The organism is Actinomadura verrucosospora (genome assembly GCF_039540335.1).
Classification (GTDB): domain Bacteria; phylum Actinomycetota; class Actinomycetes; order Streptosporangiales; family Streptosporangiaceae; genus Spirillospora; species Spirillospora verrucosospora.
In genome coordinates this window covers 42,836-60,491 of sequence record NZ_BAABEV010000050.1, presented here as the reverse complement: position 1 = coordinate 60,491, position 17,656 = coordinate 42,836, and the positions used below count along the sequence as shown (strand labels likewise).

The 17,656-nt window shown below is 74.2% G+C and carries 16 protein-coding genes; 8 read left to right on the top strand and 8 right to left on the bottom strand.

The window, feature by feature from the left end:
- From ABD944_RS35980 to ABD944_RS35965, 4 genes are all read right to left on the bottom strand, one after another.
- A partial coding sequence (locus ABD944_RS35980; RefSeq protein WP_345184667.1) for a sirohydrochlorin chelatase occupies nt 1–521 on the bottom strand: 521 nt, incomplete at its 3' end.
- A complete protein-coding gene (locus tag ABD944_RS35975; RefSeq protein WP_345184664.1) occupies nt 518–1,228 on the bottom strand; it encodes a phosphoadenylyl-sulfate reductase in 711 nt (236 codons plus the stop codon). The genes ABD944_RS35975 and ABD944_RS35980, both read right to left, overlap by 4 nt.
- Nucleotides 1,225–1,395, bottom strand: a complete 171-nt coding sequence (locus ABD944_RS35970) for an Insertion element protein (protein WP_345184662.1) — start codon at nt 1,393–1,395, stop codon at nt 1,225–1,227. Before ABD944_RS35970 ends, ABD944_RS35975 begins: the two co-directional genes overlap by 4 nt.
- A 16-nt stretch (nt 1,396–1,411) precedes the next feature.
- The gene (locus ABD944_RS35965) at nt 1,412–3,079 is read right to left on the bottom strand and encodes a nitrite/sulfite reductase (RefSeq protein ID WP_378189011.1); all 1,668 of its coding nucleotides are present in this window, start codon (nt 3,077–3,079) and stop codon (nt 1,412–1,414) included.
- 805 nt (nt 3,080–3,884) lie between these two features.
- Between ABD944_RS35965 and ABD944_RS35960 the strand changes: the two genes are divergently transcribed.
- From ABD944_RS35960 to ABD944_RS35950, 3 genes are read left to right on the top strand one after another with little or no spacing between them, the layout of a single operon-like run.
- Nucleotides 3,885–4,829: a YihY/virulence factor BrkB family protein gene (locus tag ABD944_RS35960; protein ID WP_345184657.1), complete on the top strand. Its 945-nt coding sequence runs from the start codon at nt 3,885–3,887 to the stop codon at nt 4,827–4,829.
- A 39-nt stretch (nt 4,830–4,868) separates the two neighbouring features.
- Nucleotides 4,869–5,894, top strand: a complete 1,026-nt coding sequence (locus ABD944_RS35955) for a phosphotriesterase family protein (RefSeq protein WP_345184655.1) — start codon at nt 4,869–4,871, stop codon at nt 5,892–5,894.
- A gap of 34 nt (nt 5,895–5,928) precedes the next feature.
- Nucleotides 5,929–6,666 carry a phosphoribosyltransferase gene (locus ABD944_RS35950; protein ID WP_345184653.1) on the top strand — a complete coding sequence of 246 codons (738 nt, stop codon included), beginning with the start codon at nt 5,929–5,931 and terminating at the stop codon, nt 6,664–6,666.
- Nucleotides 6,667–6,948: 282 nt separating this feature from the next.
- On the opposite strand, the gene ABD944_RS35945 is transcribed toward ABD944_RS35950, so the two are convergent.
- The 4 genes from ABD944_RS35945 to ABD944_RS35930 all read right to left on the bottom strand — a co-directional run bounded on the left by ABD944_RS35945 (nt 6,949) and on the right by ABD944_RS35930 (nt 10,575).
- Nucleotides 6,949–7,245, bottom strand: a complete 297-nt coding sequence (locus ABD944_RS35945; protein WP_075901375.1) for a WhiB family transcriptional regulator — start codon at nt 7,243–7,245, stop codon at nt 6,949–6,951.
- A 186-nt stretch (nt 7,246–7,431) separates the two neighbouring features.
- On the bottom strand, nt 7,432–8,346 hold the full coding sequence (locus ABD944_RS35940) for a ferredoxin family protein (RefSeq protein ID WP_345184651.1): 915 nt from the start codon (nt 8,344–8,346) through the stop codon (nt 7,432–7,434).
- 73 nt (nt 8,347–8,419) lie between these two features.
- Complete coding sequence (locus tag ABD944_RS35935; RefSeq protein ID WP_345184648.1) at nt 8,420–9,970, bottom strand: glycerol-3-phosphate dehydrogenase/oxidase; 1,551 nt, start codon at nt 9,968–9,970, stop codon at nt 8,420–8,422.
- Complete coding sequence (locus ABD944_RS35930; protein WP_345184646.1) at nt 9,967–10,575, bottom strand: TetR/AcrR family transcriptional regulator; 609 nt, start codon at nt 10,573–10,575, stop codon at nt 9,967–9,969. Before ABD944_RS35930 ends, ABD944_RS35935 begins: the two co-directional genes overlap by 4 nt.
- 64 nt (nt 10,576–10,639) lie before the next feature.
- Here ABD944_RS35930 and ABD944_RS35925 point away from each other — a divergent pair, with 64 nt between their 5' ends.
- The 5 genes from ABD944_RS35925 to ABD944_RS35905 all read left to right on the top strand — a co-directional run bounded on the left by ABD944_RS35925 (nt 10,640) and on the right by ABD944_RS35905 (nt 17,636).
- The gene (locus ABD944_RS35925) at nt 10,640–12,229 is read left to right on the top strand and encodes an FAD-binding oxidoreductase (RefSeq protein WP_345184671.1); all 1,590 of its coding nucleotides are present in this window, start codon (nt 10,640–10,642) and stop codon (nt 12,227–12,229) included.
- Between the two features lie 5 nt (nt 12,230–12,234).
- A complete protein-coding gene (locus ABD944_RS35920) occupies nt 12,235–13,137 on the top strand; it encodes a diacylglycerol kinase family protein (protein ID WP_345184644.1) in 903 nt (300 codons plus the stop codon).
- A 327-nt stretch (nt 13,138–13,464) separates the two neighbouring features.
- The gene (locus ABD944_RS35915; RefSeq protein WP_345184642.1) at nt 13,465–14,979 is read left to right on the top strand and encodes a metallophosphoesterase family protein; all 1,515 of its coding nucleotides are present in this window, start codon (nt 13,465–13,467) and stop codon (nt 14,977–14,979) included.
- A gap of 156 nt (nt 14,980–15,135) precedes the next feature.
- A complete protein-coding gene (locus ABD944_RS35910) occupies nt 15,136–15,627 on the top strand; it encodes a DUF4234 domain-containing protein (protein ID WP_345184640.1) in 492 nt (163 codons plus the stop codon).
- Nucleotides 15,628–15,944: 317 nt separating this feature from the next.
- Nucleotides 15,945–17,636 (top strand): bifunctional 3'-5' exonuclease/DNA polymerase, encoded by a 1,692-nt coding sequence (locus ABD944_RS35905; protein WP_345184638.1) that lies wholly within the window; start codon nt 15,945–15,947, stop codon nt 17,634–17,636.
- The last annotated feature ends 20 nt before the right edge of the window (nt 17,637–17,656 follow it).

The following is a 17,656-nucleotide window of genomic DNA, read 5'->3' as shown; positions in this document are numbered from 1 at the left end:
GGCGCCGGGCGGGCCGCCGTCGCGTACGCCGGCACCACGTCCCGCCAGCCGCGCGCGCGCCACCGCCGCGCCAGCCGCGCCATCACGTCGTTGGCGGACGCGTCGTCGGAGCCCGCCGAGGCGAGCACGACCGCCGTGTCCGGGTCGCCGGGCGCCACGCCCGCTTCGGCCAGGCGCCGCTCCAGGGCGTCCAGCAGAAGCGGGTGCGGGCCCAGCGTGCCCGCCGTGCGCAGGACGAGCCGCGGGTGCCGGCCCTGCACCCGGTTCAGCACGCCCGGGATGTCGGTCCTGCTGTGGTAGGCCGCGGTGAGCAGCAGGGGCAGCACGACCGTCTCGTCGACGCCGTCCCCGGCCAGGCCGTCCAGCACCCGGTCGGGGGCGGGCGGCGCGTGGTCCAGGAACGAGGCGTGCACGGGCATGTCCGGGCGGCGCGCCCGGACGGCGCCGAGCAGCGCGGCGACGGTCGCGGCGGCGCGGGGGTCCCTGCTCCCGTGCGCCACCGCGACCATGGGGACGCTCACAGGTGGATGCCGCACTCGGTCTTGCCCATCCCGGCCCACCGGCCGCTGCGCGGGTCCTCGCCGGGCGCGACCGGACGGGTGCACGGAGCGCAGCCGATCGAGGGGTAGCCGTCGTAGTGCAGCGGGTTGACCAGCACGCCGTTGTCCTCGATGTAGTTGTCCATGTCCTCCTGGGTCCACCCCAGGATCGGGTTCACCTTGACCATGCCGCGCTTGCGGTCCCACTCGACGACCCTGCGGTCGCGGCGGCTGGCGGTCTCGTCGCGGCGGATGCCGCTGAACCAGGCCATGTAGCCCTCCAGCGCGCGGCCGAGCGGCTCCACCTTCCGCAGGTGGCAGCACAGGTCGGGGTTGCGGCCGTACAGGCGCGGGCCGAGCGCGGCCTCCTGCTCCTCCACCGTCCGGGACGGGGTGACGTCGATGACGTTCACCGGGTAGACGGCCTCGACGGCGTCGCGCGTCCCGATCGTCTCGGCGAAGTGGTAGCCGGTGTCGACGAACAGCACGTCGATTCCGGGCTTCACCTTCGACACGAGGTGGATCAGGGCCGCGTCCGACATGGACGACGTGAGGCAGATGCGGTCGCCGAACGTGGCGACCGCCCACCGGATGACCTCCAGCGTGGGAGCGCCCTCCAGCGCGGCGGCGGCCGACTCGACGATGTCCTGAAGGTCGAGGGTGGGTCTGTCGGTCTCCAGCAGGGTCACTGGGGGACCTCCTTGCTCGCGGTGCGGGGAGCACCGACACCGAGGAACTTCAGGCTGAAGGAACGCAGGCAGTCGGGGCAGAACCAGGCCCCGGGGTTCTCGTCCCGGGGTTCGAGGCTCTCCTCGCCGCAGTAGGGGCAGTGGAACGGCGCCATCCGCTCGCTCATGCGCGACCCGCCCCCCTCACTTGAGGTCCGCCTCGTCGGCGCGGTGCACCCATTCGGCGAAGGTCTCCGCGCCGGTGCGCTGCTCGTCGAACCTGCGCACGACGCGCTCGACGTAGTCGGTGAGCCCGGCCGAGGTGGTCTTCAGCCCGCGGACCTTCTTGCCGAACGACGCGCCGAGCCGCCCCCCGAGGTGGATCTGGAAGCCCTCGACCTGCTCGCCGTCGTCGTCCACGACGAGCTGGCCCTTCAGCCCGATGTCGGCGACCTGGATGCGGGCGCACGCGTTCGGGCAGCCGTTGACGTTGATCGACAGCGGCTGGTCGAAGTCGGGCAGCCGCTTCTCCAGCTCGTCGATCAGGTCCATGGCGCGCTGCTTGGTGTCGACGATGGCGAGCTTGCAGTACTCGATGCCCGTGCACGCCATCGTCTGGCGGCGGAACGTGGACGGCCGCACCTGCAGGTCGTGCTTCGCCAGCTCGTCGGCGAGCGCCTCGGTGTGCTGCTCCGGGACGTCCAGGATGACCATCTTCTGCTCGTTGGTCGTGCGGACCCGGCCGGAGCCGTAGCGCTCGGCGAGGTCGCCGATGACGCCGAGCAGCTCGCCGTCCACGCGTCCGACCCGGGGCGCGAACCCGACGTAGTAGGCGCCGTCCTTCTGCGGGTGGATCCCGACGTGGTCGCGGCGGGCGAGCGGCGCGGCGGGCTCGGGGCCGTCCGGCAGCGCGTACCCGAGGTACTCCTTCTCCAGCACCTCGCGGAACTTCGCGGCGCCCCAGTCCTTCATCAGGAACTTCAGCCGGGCGCGGCTGCGCAGCCGCCGGTAGCCGTAGTCGCGGAAGATCGAGGTGACCCCGTGCCACACCTCGCGGGCCTGCTCGGGCTTGACGAACACGCCGAGGCTCTGCGCGAACATCGGGTTGGTGGACAGCCCGCCGCCGACGAACACCTGGTAGCCGGTCTCGCCGGCCTCGTTCACCACGCCCGTGAACGCGATGTCGTTGATCTCGTGGACGGTGCAGTGCGACGTGCAGCCCGACATCGCCGTCTTGAACTTGCGCGGCAGGTTGGAGAACTCCGGGGAGCCGATGTAGTGGTCGTGGATCTCGCGCAGCTGCGGCGTCGCGTCCACCACCTCGTCGGCCGCGATCCCGGCCAGCGGACAGCCGATGATCACGCGCGGGACGTCGCCGCACGCCTCCGTGGTGTGCAGCCCCACCGCCTCCAGGGCCTCCCAGATCGCCGGGACGTCCTCGATCCGCACCCAGTGCAGCTGGACGTTCTGGCGGTCGGTGATGTCGGCGGTGCCGCGGGCGTAGCGGGTGGAGACGTCCGCGATCGTGCGCAGCTGCGGGCCGCTCAGCTGGCCGCCGTCGATGCGCACCCGCATCATGAAGTAGCGGTCCTCGAGCTCCTCGTCCTCCAGCGCGCCGGTCCGGCCGCCGTCGATGCCCGGCTTGCGCTGGGTGTACAGGCCCATCCAGCGGAACCGGCCGCGCAGGTCGGCGGGGTCGATGGAGTCGAAACCGCTCTTGGAGTAGATGTCGATGATCCGGCGGCGGACGTTCAGGCCGTCGTCGTTCTTCTTGTTCTCTTCGTTCTTGTTGAGCGGTTCGCGGTAGCCGAGGGCCCACTGGCCCTCGGCCTTCTTGCGTGTGGTCGCGGGTGGCACGGTGCGCGTCCTCATCTGTGGTCGTGAGGGACGCGTAGCGCACCGGCGCTCTGAGGCAGCCGGCTCGACGCTGAGCAGGATGAAGTCAAAGGTGACGCCGATGCGCCACGCGCCCGGCTGTACAGGGGCGTGGTCGGAGCGTCACCTACAGATCGCGCTGCGGACGCGGAGGAAGTCGACGTGCCGGCGCTTGGCCAGCAGCGGGTCCGCGGCGCTCATACCTGAACTCTGACATGCCGTCTCGCGGACTGTCCAGTTACGTCCGGCATGCGGACGCGTGAGATGCGTCATCCCTGCCGCCTCCAGTTCACCGGAGGCTCGGCCTTCTCACCGGCCGCGGAGCCGGGGCGGCGCCCGGCGGCGGGCGCACCGGACGCGGGGGCCGCGGACCCGGGCCGGTGCTGGCAGTCGCACCAGGATCCGCCACGGCACTCATCGTGGTGGCGCTCGCGGCACGACGGGCAGATCATGTCTCCATTGTCACCCATGAAGGCAAATGCCCGGTTCGCCGAGGTCCAGTGCGGATGATCATGGTCCGGGAAACGTTCTGTGCCGTCATAACGGGTATGGGGCAAGGGATGTGCGGGGAACGGGCGGCGGGCCCGCGGGACGACCGGGCGGGGGAGGCGATCGGCACGCCACGCGCGGAGCGGACCAGTGAAGTGGGCGATGCGGCATGTTCCGGGCGCGCAACCCTCTACGGTGGGGCGGTGTGACCACCGTCTCCGACGCAGCGGGCGCCTCCCGGGCTGGGGATCCGCCCTCCGGGAAGGACCCGGGGGGTCCCCGGCAACGCCGGCGGGACCGCCTGGCCTCACGCGTGCACGCCGACGCGCGGGCCGCCGCGGGGATCGCCTGGACGCTGATCAAGGGCACCGCGATCGGCGGGTTCCGCTACCGCGTCACCGGGCTGGCGGCGGAGGCGGCGTTCTTCGCCCTGCTGTCGATGCCGCCCCTCGTCATCGGGCTCATCGGCACGATGGGCCACCTGCGCGGCCTGTTCGGCTCGGAGACGATCGCCGAGGTGCGCTCCTGGGTGATCGAGCACGCCCAGACGGTGCTGACCGGCCCGACCGTCAAGACGGTCGTCGTCCCGCTCATCGACGACGTGATCCGGGGCGGCAGCCCCGACATCGTGTCGGTCAGCTTCCTGATCTCGCTGTGGGCGGGGTCGCGGGCGACGAACGTCTACGTCGACACGATCACGATCGCCTACGGGCTGTCGGGCGTGCGGGGAGTGATCCGCACCCGGGTGCGCGCGTTCGTGCTCTACCTCATCGGGCTGCTGACCCTGATCGTCGTGGTCCCGATGATCGTGGCCGGGCCCGCGCTGGTCCGCCAGGCGCTGCCGGAGAGCACCGAGGCCGTCCAGGCGCTGTACTGGCCGGTCGTGGTGAGCCTGTCGATCATCTTCCTCTCGCTGCTCTATCACATGAGCGTCCCGGTGCGGACGTCCTGGTGGCGCCAGACGCCCGGCGCGGCGCTCGCGCTGCTGATCTGGATCGTGGGCAGCTTCGTCCTGCGGATCTACCTGGCCGGCTCGCTGAGCGGGGTGTCGGTCTACGGCTCGCTGGCCGCCGCGATCGCGCTGCTGGCCTGGCTGTACGTGGCGGCGCTCGCGGTGCTGATCGGGGCGGCCCTGAACGCCGAGATCGACCGGCTGTGGCCGAGCGGGGACACCGCCCGGATCCGCGCCGCGCTGGAGGCACAGGCCGACCAGGTGCCGCGGGACCAGGGAGCGACGGGTAAAAACCACCCCGAATGAGGTCCTGATAAGGGCAAACATGTCGTAACCTCGCGTGACATGACCCCCCGTGAGGAGCCCGGCCGGCTGCGGACCGTGACCGGCACGATCGCGACGTCCGACATCACCGGGCCTGTGCTCTCCCACGAGCACCTCCAGCTGGACCTGCGCTGGCCGGCGCGCCCCCAGCTCGCCACCTCCGACCCGAACCGGTGGCTGGACGAGGAGAAGGCCGTCCAGCGGGAGCTGAACGCCCTGCGCAAGGACCACGGCCTCGGCCTCGTCGTCGACCTCACCTGCTCGGGCATGGGACGCAACGCCGCCGCGCTCGCCCGCATCAGCGCCGGCGCCCGGGTCGCCGTGGTGGCCGGGACGGGCGTGTTCACCGAGCCGTTCCACCCCGCGTTCGTCCGCGAGGTCCTCGCCGGCGGGGCGTCCCCCGCGGTCCCCGGCTTCGAGACCGGCCGCGAGGGCGGGTGCCCGGGCGATTCGGCGGTCGACCGGCTCGCGGAGCGGCTGCTCGCCGAGGTCGGCTTCGGCATGGACGGCACGAACTCGCTGCCCGGGGTCATCGGCGAGATCGGCGCCTGGGGGGAGGCCCCGACCGAGACCGAGGAGCTGTGCCTGCGCGCCGCCGCCCAGGCCGCCCGCTACTCCGGGCTGCCGGTCGCGACCTACGGGCGCGCGGGCCTCGCCCAACTGGAGATTCTCACCTCCGCGGGGCTGCCTCCCGGGCGCGTGGCGGTGGGGCAGCAGGACCGGGTGGACGACCCCGCCCAGCACCGCAAGATCGCCGAGTCCGGCGGCTACGTCTCGTTCGGCACGCTCGGCCTCGCGGGGGAGGACGCCGCCGCCGTCGGCGCCCGCGTCCGCCGCGTCCTGGACCTGCTGGACGCCGGGCACGCCGACCGGGTGCTGCTGAGCACCGGGGTCGCGCGGATGTCCCAGGTCGCCCGCTACGGCGGCGCCGGGTTCGGGTACCTGTTCGAGACGTTCCTGCCCGCGCTGCGCGCCGCCGGCGCCGACGAGGCGACCCTCCGCGCGATCCTGCACGACAACCCCCTGCGGTGGCTCACCGGTTCCTGAGTGGGTAGGGGACCCCCGGAAGGGGGTGCGCCCGATGCCCTGGAACAGGTTCGCGGGCGGAGGCGCCCGGGGGCGGTCCGGAACCGTCCGGCTCCCCTACACCGACCGCGCCGAGGCGGGCCGGGTGCTCGCGGCACGGCTCGCCACGATGGGGCTGGAGGGGGCCGTGGTCCTCGCGCTGCCGCGCGGCGGCGTCCCCGTCGGCCACGAGATCGCGCGGCACCTCCGGGCGCCGCTCGACGTGCTGGTGACCCGCAAGATCGGATACCCGCCGCAGCCGGAGCTCGGCGTCGGCGCGATCGCCGAGGGCGGCGCCCCGGTGTTCGACGACGGCCTGCTGGCGCGCCTCGGGCTCCGCGAGGACGACCTGGCCCCCACGGTGGAGGCCGAGCGCGCCGAGCTGGACCGCCGGGTGGCGGTCTACCGGAGCGGCCGCCCGCTGCCGCCGGTCGCCGGGAGGCCGGTGATCGTGGTGGACGACGGGCTCGCCACCGGCGGCACCGCCCGCGCGGCCGTGCGGGCGGTGCGCGGGCGCGGACCGTCCCGGCTGGTCCTCGCGGTGCCGGTGGGCGCCGCCGAGACCGTCCGGAGCCTGGAGGCGGAGGTGGACGACCTGGTCGTGCCGGTCGCGCCCTGGGACTTCCACGCCGTGGGGCAGTGGTACCGCGACTTCGAACAGCTCAGCGACGCCGACGTGACGGCCTGGCTGCGGCGTGCCGCGCCGCCGGGCGGCGAGTCCCGGGGCGGGCCCGGGGACCCGGGCCGGGAGTGACGCGTGGAGCCGGGTCCGGGCCGCCGGAGGCCGGGACTGAATGGCGTCCGGGAATTTTCGGGAAATGGCCACATCGGCGGGGCCGGTGCGGTAAAAGGGCGTCCCGCCGGAATGTCGTGAACGACGTGACCGGGTTGTGACGCAGATGTGACGAAGAACCCGGGCCCGGTCGCGATGGACCGGGCCCGGGCAACGCAAACGGCCCCGCGGGGCGGGGCCGTGACGTTTTAGGTGGCGTGCCGGGGATCGCGATGGGAGCGTTTCGGCGGCCTGTGCCTTCGTTCAGGCGGCGTTGGCGCGACGCATGCGGCGACGGCGCTCGGACGCGCGCTCGTCCTCGTTCAGGCCGCCCCAGGTGCCGTACTTCTCGGGCCGGGACACCGCGTAGTCCAGGCAGTCCGTACGGACCGGGCAGCCCATGCAGATCTGCTTGGCCTTGCGCTCGCGGATCTCGCGCTCGGGCTGGCGCTCGCCGTCGGGGCCGAAGAAGAGGACGAGGTCTTCCCCCCGGCACGCCGCGGCGTCCTGCCAGCCCCAGCTGGGACGAGGGAGGTTTGCCTGCCGACGTACCTGAGCCATGGAACACCCACCTTGATTGGTTTCGAACAAATTCAGGACATGGACGCTCGACGTACTTCGGATGACAAGAGTCAGAGAAGCGCCGAATGTTCCAACGTCTGGAGTTGCCGCTCTGTTCCCCGTCCGGTTACTCCGGAAACCTGGGGACGTGCGACAGGGAAGCCCTCGAATGGGGCCTCAGAGAGATTACACGAGGGCCGCCTCGTTGAGAAGGGTGAGTTCCCTAACAACGTAGGTTCTCTGGTTCTCCCCGCAGTCGGTCCCGCACGGGTCGGGTTGCCGGACGGCTTCGACGACCACCCGGTAACGGCTCCGCGTCAGAAGAACAACCGCTTCGTGCCGGGTTGTTCCGGGGATCGCGGTGATCGACGCCACGCTCACCTCGTCCACCCCGAGCCGTCCCGTGTGCGCGCGGACGAAGTGCTCCGCCGCCTGCGCGGGCTCCGGGGCTCCCGCCCGTCCGCGCAGCCTGGGGAGGACGACCTCGCCCCGCAGGTAGGCGTCCGCCGCCGCGTTCGCCTCCGCTTCGCTGAGGTCGCCGTACGAGAATCCGTGGGGAAGACATACCAAATTCGCCGCAAATCGGTCACCGCCGACATGGGTGGTTTCCCAGATGAGGCGATCGAAACGCGTCGCGAGAGAACGGGCCAGCGGTGCCCCGGTGCGGGCGCAGCAGGCGTTGCGGCGCCCGTGCGTGCAGACCAGCAGGACCGGCTCGGCCACCCGCTCCCCGAGGCCCGGCGACCGGCCCCTCGCGAGCGCGTCCAGGTCGAGCGCCGCCAGCTCGGCCGGGTCGGCCAGCTCGCGCCCCTCGATCCAGGCCTCGCCCCCGCGGGAGAACCCGGCGTAGACCTGGACGGGCGGGGTGGCGCGGCGGCGGCCCGGCCGGCGGATCAGCTGCGGCCGGACGCCCGCCTTCTTCGCCGCCCGCACGGCGTCGGCGACCGCTCCCGGGCCGGCGAGGTCCTCGACGCGTTCGGGCCAGGGGCCGGGGTGCTCGACGAGCAGCCAGGCGCCCGCCTTCACGGTGGCGGTCGCCAGGCACGGCCGCTCGCCGGTGTGGCTCCCCGGGCAGTGTCCGCAGCTTCTGCCGCGCGTCACGCAGTCCCCCCGCCGATCGTTCGTCCCCGTCGAGCTGAAATCGATTAGGTAAGGGTAACCTAAGGCGCGACGGTCAAACCAGCGGGGTGGCGAGCACCGCTTCCGCCGCGGGCAGGGCGGCCTCCCGGTCGCTCGCCACGAGCCCGATCCGAGTGCGCCGGTCCAGAAGGTCGCCCGCGTCGAGGGCGCCCTCGTGCAGCACTCCCCAGGCCAGCTCCGCGCCGGTCACCGGCAGCCCGGGGACGACCGGCTCCAGCAGCCCCGCGTCCCGCCCGCCGAGCGCGGCCAGCAGCGGCGCCTCGGCGCCGTACCGCTGGACGAGCCGGGCGGGCGCGTCCAGCGCGTCCAGCCGGGCGCGCGGAGCCGCGCCGACGAGGGGCAGCCGCGAGGTGCGGCAGGGACCGGCGGTGAGGCCGCGGGCGCGCACGACCGCGTCCACGGCGTCCTCGGCCATGCGCCGGTAGGTGGTCAGCTTGCCGCCGACGATCGTCACGACGCCGTCCCGCGACGTCAGGACGGCGTGCCGGCGGGAGATGTCGGCGGTGTCGCCCCCGCCACCGAGGTCGAGCAGGGGACGCAGCCCGGCGTACGCGCCGGCCACGTCGGCGCGCCGCACCGGGACGTCCAGCGCCGAGTCCAGGACGTCGAGCAGGAAGCCGATCTCGCCCTCGGTCGGCTCCGGCACGTCCGGGACGGGCCCGTCCGCCGGCTCGTCGGTGAGACCGACGTAGACGCGGCCGTCGCCCTGCGGGAGCACCAGCACGAACCGGTTGCCCGCCCCGGGGATGGGGACGTGCATCGCGGCGGTGAGCCCGCGCAGCGCCTCGGCCCGCAGCACCAGGTGGGTGCCGCGGGACGGGCGCAGCCGCACCCCGTCCACCAGGCCGCCCGCCCACACCCCGGCCGCGTTCACCACCGCACGCGCCCGCACGGTGGTCTCGTGCCCGGTGAGCTCGTCCCGGACGAGGGCGCCGTCGCCGGTCAGCTCGACCGCGCGGCAGCGGGTGAGGATCCGGGCGCCGTGCCCGGCGGCGGTCCGGGCGAGCGCGGTGACGAGGCGGGCGTCGTCGGCGAGCTGCCCGTCCCACGACAGCAGCCCGCCGCGCAGCCCGTGGGGGCGCAGGGCGGGCGCGAGCCGGAGCGTCTCGACCGCCGACAGCCGCCGGGGGCCGGGCAGGACCGACCGCGGGGTGCGGGCGGCGAGCCGCAGCAGGTCCCCGGCGCGCATGCCGCCGCCGGCCAGCAGCGCCTGCGAGCGGGACACCAGCGGGGTCAGCGGCAGCACGAACGGAAGCGCCCGCACGAGGTGCGGGGCGGTGCGCAGCATCAGCGCGCCGCGTTCGACCGCGCTCTCGTGCGCCACGTCCACCTGGCCGGACGCCAGGTAGCGCAGCCCGCCGTGGATCAGCTTGGAGCTCCAGCGCGACGTGCCGAACGCCAGGTCGCGGGCGTCGACCGCGGCGACGGACAGGCCGCGGGACGCGGCGTCCAGCGCGGCGCCCGCCCCGGTGGCGCCGAGGCCGACGACCAGCACGTCCACCACCTCGCCGGGGAGTTCGGCGAGCTCGCGCTCCCGGCGTGCGGCGTTGAGCGAGGTCCGGGGATCGGGTCCGGCTGCGTTCACGGTGCGAGCGTCCTCTCCAGGATGTGGCGGAGTTCGGCGTCGAGGGCGTCGGCGTCGATTCCGGGCTCCAGCGCGTCGATCATGATCTGCGCGGAGAGCCCGAACGACTGGACGACCAGCAGGAGCGCGCGGGCCTGGAGCGCGGGGACGCCGGCCCGGATCGTGCCGTCGCGCTGGCCGGCGGAGATCGACTCCTCGAACCCCGCGAGGAAGGCCCGCTGGCTGGCGCCGCAGCGGTCCAGCAGGTAGGGCAGCAGCAGCTCGGGGTCGACCTCGATGATCTTGCGGAGCAGCGGGTGGTCGCGGAACGTCCGGACGCCGGTGACCAGGCCGTCCACCAGCCTGGGCCGGACGGGGCGGCCGTCGTCGGGGGGCGACAGCGCGTCGCCGATCGCGGTCCACTCGCGGGTCATCAGGTCGGCGACGATGGTGCGGACGTCCGGCCAGCGCCGGTAGAGCGTCATGCGCGAGACGCCGGCCCGCCGCGCGATGTCGGTCAGCGTCGTGCGCCGCACCCCGACCGCGAGCACGCAGTCGCGGGCGGCGTCCAGCACGGTGTCGTCGGCGGTCCGTGCCGCCGTCCTGTTGTGACGATTCGACGTCATGTGTCACAGTGTAAGCCACCAGACGGGCGGGGCGGCGAGGGAGGCGGGCGTGGAGACGCGCGACATGCTGTGGAGCGGCTGGGGCGACCCGGCGAAGGCGGCGCCGCTGCCCGAGCCGATGGTCGGCCTGCTGCGCGACCTGCTCGGCGTGCGGCCCGCCGCGGGGCCGCCGGCCGAGCCGGCCGGCGTCCGGCTCGCCGAGCCCCGGCTGTCCGGGGACGACCTGACCGCGCTCGCCGCCGTCGTGGGGGAGGGCAACGTGCGCGCCGACACCGAGGCGCGGCTCCGCCACACGCGCGGCAAGTCCACGCCCGACCTGCTGCGCATCCGCGCCGGCGACGCCGCCGACGCGCCGGACGCGGTGGTCCTGCCCGGCGACCACGACGAGGTGCTCGCGGTGCTGGAGGCGTGCGCCGGGCGGCGCGTCGCGGTCGTCCCGTTCGGCGGCGGCACCTCGGTCGTCGGCGGGCTGGCGCCGCGGGGCGCGGACGCCTTCGTCGCCCTCGACCTGCGCCGCATGGACCGGCTCGTCGAGCTCGACGAGGTCTCCCGGACGGCCGTCCTGCAGCCCGGCCTGCGCGCCCCGGCGGCCGAGGCGCTGCTCAACGAGCGCGGCTACACGCTCGGGCACTTCCCGCAGTCCTACGAGTGGGCGTCGATCGGCGGGTTCGCGGCGGCGCGGTCGAGCGGGCAGGCGTCCGCCGGGTACGGGCGGTTCGACGACATGGTCGTCGGCCTCACCGCGGCCACCCCCGAGGGGACGCTCGACCTCGGGCGGGCGCCGAAGTCGGCGGCCGGGCCCGACCTGCGGCAGCTCCTCCTCGGCTCGGAGGGCGCGCTCGGCGTGATCACCTCCGTGCGGGTGCGGGTGCATCCCGTCCCGGAGGCCCGGGAGTACGAGGGCTGGCGGTTCGCCTCCTTCGACGAGGGCGCCGCCGCGCTGCGGCGCCTCGCCCAGGACGGCCCCCTCCCCGCGGTCCTGCGGCTGTCCGACGAGACCGAGACCATGGTCGGGCTGGCCGACCCCGCGGCGATCGGCGAGGGCTCCTCCGCCGCCGGGGCCCTGGCCGTCCTGGGCTTCGAGGGGACGTCCGAGCTCGTCGCCGACCGGCGGGCCGGGGCCGCGCGGGTGCTGCGCGAGGCCGGCGGCGAGCCGCTCGGCGCCGGGCCGGGGGAGAAGTGGGAGCGCGGCCGCTTCGACGCCCCCTACCTGCGCGACTCCCTCCTGGACGCCGGCGCCATCGTCGAGACGCTGGAGACCGCCGCCTTCTGGTCGGACGTCCCCGCGCTGTACGAGGCCGTCCGGCAGGCCCTGATCGGAACGCTGTCGGGCGCCGGGACGCCGCCGCTGGTGATGTGCCACATCTCGCACGTGTATCCGACGGGCGCGTCCCTCTACTTCACGGTCGTGTCCGCGCAGGGCGAGGAGCCCGTCGGGCACTGGGCCGCCGCCAAGCGCGCGGCCTGCGACGCGATCCTCGCCGCCGGCGGGACGATCAGCCACCACCACGGGGTGGGCACCGACCACCGCGACTGGTACGCCCGGGAGATCGGGCCGCTCGGCGCCGCCGTGCTGCGCGCCGTCAAGGAGAGGGTCGATCCCGCCGGGATCCTCAACCCGGGCGTCCTCGTCCCGCCCGCGGAAGGAGAGTGAGCTCCGTGCGCGGGAAGGAAGTGAGCGGCGTGCGCGCGTTCACCGCGATCGTCAACCCGGCGGCGGGCGGCGCGTCCGCCTCCTGCCTGATCCCGCTGGCCCGGCTGCTGCGCGACGCGGGCGCCGAGGTCGACGTCGAGTACAGCCGCGGGATGGAGCACGCCGCCGACGCCGCCCGCGCCGCCGCCGAGGCGGGCCGGGTGGTGCTCGGCGTCGGCGGGGACGGCCTGGTCGGCTGCGTCGGCGGGGCCCTGGCCGGGACGGGGGCCCTGTTCGGGATCGTCCCCGCCGGCCGGGGCAACGACTTCGCGCGCCAGCTCGGCGTCCCGTCCGACCCGGAGCGGCTCGCCCGGCTGCTGCTGGAGGGCGAGCCGCGCGCCGTGGACGCCATCGACGCCAACGGGACGGCCGTGCTCGGCAGCGTCTACGCGGGCGTGGACGCGGTCGCCAACGACAACGCCAACAGGACGCGGCTCCTGCGCGGCTCGGCCGCCTACTACGTCGGGGCGCTGCGCGCGATCGCCTCGTGGCGGCACGCCGACTACCTGATCACCGTGGACGGCGAGCGGTACCGGCGGGAGGGTTACACCGTCGTCGCCGCCAACTCGGGCTACTACGGGTTCGGCAAGCACATCGCCCCCGGCGCGCGCGTCGACGACGGCCTGCTCGACGTCGTGCTGATCCGCAAGGCGCCGAGGACGCTGTTCTTCGCCGTCATGCGGGAGCTGGAGGCCGGGACGCACGTCCGGCGGCCCGAGGTGGAGGTCCTGCGCGGCCGCGAGGTCCGGATCGAGCTCGCCGGCGGGTCCGGCAGGACGCTCCCGTACGGGGCGGACGGCGAACTCCCCGGGATCCTGCCGGTCACCGCGCGGGTGATGCCCGGCGCGCTGCGCGTCCTGGCGCCCTGACCGGCACGCCGCCAGGTTTTGCAGGGCGTTTAGGGCGGTTTACGCCCCCATTACGGCTCTCCGGATAGTGTCGGTTACGTCCCGCTACGGGACCTTGGGGCTGTCTGTGGAGGCATCATGGGAAGGCGACTTCACTGCTCGCCGTTCTGGGGGGACTCATGATGACCGCAGGCCCCCTCGTCGTGGTGGCGCCGGTGTCCTTGGGGGTGGCGCCGGCGCCAACCGCGCTTGCCTGACGAAGTGTCTGCTTCCTGGCGTCGTGTCGCCTTGACGGCGTGACCGCCTCCGGAAAGGCTGTGAGCACCCCCTCACGCCCGGAGGCATTCTGTGTCTGCCGAGGTCCCCCCCGGACCCGACAACTCGCGCACCTCCGAGGAAGGCGCCGGCTGGGCCTGCGGCAGGCGGGGAAGCTTCCACGAGCTGCTCCCGGACCGCGTCCCCGACTTCTCCTGGCGCCGCCCCTCGGTGCTCTGGCGATCGCGCAACGACGTGCTGGCGCGCCTGTTCGGCGACCCGGCGAACGCGATCCGCCGTCGCTGCGTGGCGTCCCTGCGCGAGCGCGGCACCCCGGCCGCGTTCACCGTGCACCGCCCGGCGCCGGAGTTCTCCTTCGCGCTGGTCGGCGACACCGGCGAGGGGGACCGGTCGCAGTACGCGGTGGTCCCGCCGCTGCTGCACGCGGCCGCGGGCACCGACTTCATGGTCATCGCCAGCGACGTGATCTACCCGACGGGCGACGCGGGGGACTACCCCGACAAGTTCTTCCGCCCCTACAAGGACTACCCCGCGCCCATCTACGCGGTGCCCGGCAACCACGACTGGTACGACGGCCTGCGCGGCTTCCTGCACGTCTTCTGCGGCCTGGACGAGAACTGCTCGCCGCCCCCGTGGCGCGGCCCGCTCGCCTTCATCCCGCGCCGCCTGTGGCGCCACTCCGGAGCCGTCGACGCGGAGGCGCTCGCCGAGGCCCGCCGGCTGTACCGGGGCGCGCCCGGCCAGCAGGGCGCGCAACCGGGGCCGTACTGGGCGATCGACACCCCCGCGCTGCGCATCATCGGCATCGACACCGGGATCACGGGCCGGCTCGACCGCGACCAGGGGCGCTGGCTCCGGGAGGTCTCCGGGGGGCCGAAACCAAAGTTGCTGGTGACCGGAAAGCCGCTCTACGTGGACGACGACCACCGTCCCGGGGCGATCGAGGGCGGCGGGACGGTCGACGAGATCGTCCAGGACCCGGCGCACCACTACGTGGCCGCGATCGGCGGCGACATCCACAACTACCAGCGCTACCCGGTGCGGACCGGCGACGGCCGGACGATCCAGTACATCGTCTCGGGCGGCGGCGGCGCCTTCATGCACGCGACCCACGTCATCCCGCGGACCCGGGTGGTGGAGGAGGACGAGTTCCGCTGCTACCCGCTGCGCGGCGACTCCCTGTCGCGCTACAGCAAGCTGTACGGCCGGTGGCTGCGGCTCCCGGGGCTCTTCGAGCTCACCCCCGAGGAGGCCACCGCCGCCGTCGAGCACCGGCTCGGGATCAAGCCGGGGCGAGGGTACGACGGCCCCGCGGCGTCGCGCCGCGCGCGCTTCGTCGCCGCCGTCCTCGGCGTGCCGCGGGGCGGCCGCGGCCGCCCCCGCTTCCTGCGGCTCCCCGTCCGCAGGCTGCCGCAGCGGTTCCGGTCGGAGCTGGCCGACTGGGACCGGCCGCCGTTCTTCAAGAGCTTCCTCCGCCTGGACGTGACGGAGTCGCAGCTGCGCATCCGTTGCTTCGCGGCGACGGGGTGCGGCGACCACGAGACGTCGCCGCCGTGCGAGGACGAGGTGACGATCCCGCTGCGCTGACCGGCCGGTTTGGATGATCTGCCAGTCATGGGGCGAAAGTAGGCGATCTTGCCTCGCGGCGTGCCCGGCTGCCGTTACAGTCGTGGCTCACCACACCGGTGAACGGTAACGGACGGTCGGCCGGAAAACGACCGCGTCCTTCAGGAGAGCTTTTCCATGAGTCACCCCCAGCAGGGTCAGGGCCAACAGCAGGCATACCAGGGCGGCTACGCGCCCGCCCACGCGCAGCACCAGGCGCCCGCAGCCGCGGGCACCGGCCTCAACATGAAGCGCCGCAACCCCGTCGGCGCCTGGCTCGGGCTGCCGATCATCACGTTCGGCATCTACGGGCTCGTCTGGTTCTTCAAGGTCCACGACGAGCTGCACCAGTACGACCGGCGCATCGACAACGCCGCCACCAACGCGCTGCTGTCCATGCTGTTCGGCGGCATCACCCTCGGCATCTGGCCGCTCGTCATGTGGGTCAAGCTCGGCGGGCGCATCGCCCAGGCCCAGCGCTCGGCCGGCCTCCAGCCGAGCTGCAGCGGCGGCATGGGCTTCCTGCTCGGCATCTTCGGCTTCGGCGTGCTGTACTACCAGCTCCAGCTGAACAAGGTCATCGACCGCTACGGAGACACCCCCGCCGGCCAGCAGGTGTCGATCCTCTAGGCCTTTTCTCGGCCTTCTCTCCTCCTTCGGGCCTGGCGGCCCTCCATCGTCGATGAAGGCGGGCGATCGCTGGCATCGCTTCGTCTCGCCTTGGCGGCTCGCTTCGCGATCAGATTCTTGCTTCGCTCGAATCTGCCTTCGGACGCGATCGCATGGGGGAGGTCGTCGCCAGCCGAGCTTCAGACGCTGCCTTGAGCAGCGGGCCACGGCCCTGGCCTGCTGATTCGGATCGCGCTCGACCCCCCGTGACCTTGTCACGGGGGGTCTTCGCTTTGTGCAGGAGCTGGATTGTCGGTGGGCGGGGTCAGAATGGGCGGGTGAGGATCGCGGTCGCGGCCGGGGGCGGGCGTGGGGGTGCGTTGCGGGCGGTGGCCGAGGACGGCACGCCCGCGGGGCCCGTCGAGGAGGTTCCCGACCTGGTCCCGGCCATCGCCGAGCGGGAACGCGAGTCGGCGCCGCGCTGGGTGTGGCCGTCCACCGCGCGGCTCTACCCCCGGCTGCTGGAGGCGGGCGTGCGGGTCGCGCGCTGCCACGACCTCGAACTCGTCGAAAGCCTGCTGCTCGGCCATGCCGGGCGGTACGGGGAGCCGCGCTCGGTCCGGGCAGCGTGGGCGCGGCTGCGCGGCGAGCCCGTCCCGGCCGATCCGCCGCCGCCCCGGGAAGACGCCGCGCAGCCGTCGCTGTTCGACGACGACGCCGGGCGGGAGGAGTCCGCCGACGACCTCGGCCAGATCGTCGCGGTGCACGCCGAGCAGCAGCGCGGCATCGCCGGGCTTGACGGGTTCGCGCTGCTCGCGGCGGCCGAGTCGGCCGGTTCGCTGGTGGCCGCCGAGATGGCGCACGACGGGCTGCCCTGGTCGGCGGACGAGCACGACGCGCTGCTCACCGAGATGCTCGGGCCGCGGCCCACGGGCGGTCTGCGGCCCCGCAGGCTGCAGGAGCTCGCCGACCGGATCAGCGCCGCGTTCGGGCCGCGCGTGCACGTCAACCCCGACTCCCCGGCGCAGATCATCCGGGCGTTCGCCTCGGCGGGGCTGCCGATCGCGTCCACGCGGGCGTACGTCCTCCGGCAGGTCGACCACCCCGCCGTGCCCCTGCTGCTGGAGTACAAGGAGCTGTCGCGGCTGCACGCCGCGCACGGCTGGACGTGGCTCGACACGTGGGTGAGCGGCGGCCGGTTCCGTCCCGAGTACGTCGTCGGCGGCGTCGTGTCCGGGCGGTGGGCGACGAGCGGCGGAGGCGCCCTGCAGATCCCGCGCGTGCTGCGCAAGGCCGTCGTCGCCGACCCGGGCTGGGCCCTGGTCGTCGCCGACGCCGCGCAGCTCGAACCCCGGGTGCTGGCGGCGCTCGCCGGCGACCGCGCGTTCTCCGAGGCCGCCGCGCACGGCGACCTCTACGCGGCCCTGTCCGACGCCTTCCGCGACGACGCCGACGGCGCGCGGACCGCGCGCGACAAGGCCAAGATCGCCCTGCTGTCCGCCATGTACGGGGGCGGGACGGCGGACGCGGTGCAGCTCCTCGCCGTCCTGAAGAGCCGGTTCCCGCAGGCGTTCGAGTACGTCGAGACCGCCGCGCGGGCGGGGGAGCGCGGGCTGCTCGTGCGGTCCCGCCTCGGCCGCACGTGCCCGCCGCCCTCGGCCGGGTGGCGCGAGCTGACGTCGGCGGGCGACGACGACGCCGCCCCGGGGCCCCGGGGCGGCACGGCGGCCCAGGCGCTGCGCGGGCGGGGCCGCTTCACCCGCAACTTCGTCGTCCAGGCCACCGCCGCCGACTGGGCGCTCGCGCTCCTCGGCTCCCTGCGCCGCCGCCTCGCCGGGATCGGCCCGCCCCGCCTGGTGTTCTTCCAGCACGACGAGGTCATCGTGCACACCCCCGCCGACCTGGCCGCCGAGGTCGCCGACGCGGTCCGCGCGGCCGCGCGGGAGGCGCGCGGCCTCCTGTTCGGCGACACCCCGGTCGTCTTCCCGATGGAGATCGCGGTCGTCGACCGCTACGCCGACGCCAAGTGAGCGGCCGGCGCGCGGACCGG

What these genes read in the sequence shown, in the direction of transcription:
- ABD944_RS35970 (WP_345184662.1), bottom strand. Translation starts at nt 1,395, where the DNA reads ATGAGCGAGCGGATGGCGCCGTTCCACTGCCCCTACTGCGGCGAGGAG.
- ABD944_RS35965 (WP_378189011.1), bottom strand. Translation starts at nt 3,079, where the DNA reads ATGAGGACGCGCACCGTGCCACCCGCGACCACACGCAAGAAGGCCGAG.
- ABD944_RS35955 (WP_345184655.1), top strand. Translation starts at nt 4,869, where the DNA reads ATGACCCCCCGTGAGGAGCCCGGCCGGCTGCGGACCGTGACCGGCACG.
- ABD944_RS35950 (WP_345184653.1), top strand. Translation starts at nt 5,929, where the DNA reads ATGCCCTGGAACAGGTTCGCGGGCGGAGGCGCCCGGGGGCGGTCCGGA.
- ABD944_RS35945 (WP_075901375.1), bottom strand. Translation starts at nt 7,245, where the DNA reads ATGGCTCAGGTACGTCGGCAGGCAAACCTCCCTCGTCCCAGCTGGGGC.
- ABD944_RS35930 (WP_345184646.1), bottom strand. Translation starts at nt 10,575, where the DNA reads ATGACGTCGAATCGTCACAACAGGACGGCGGCACGGACCGCCGACGAC.
- ABD944_RS35925 (WP_345184671.1), top strand. Translation starts at nt 10,640, where the DNA reads ATGCTGTGGAGCGGCTGGGGCGACCCGGCGAAGGCGGCGCCGCTGCCC.
- ABD944_RS35910 (WP_345184640.1), top strand. Translation starts at nt 15,136, where the DNA reads ATGAGTCACCCCCAGCAGGGTCAGGGCCAACAGCAGGCATACCAGGGC.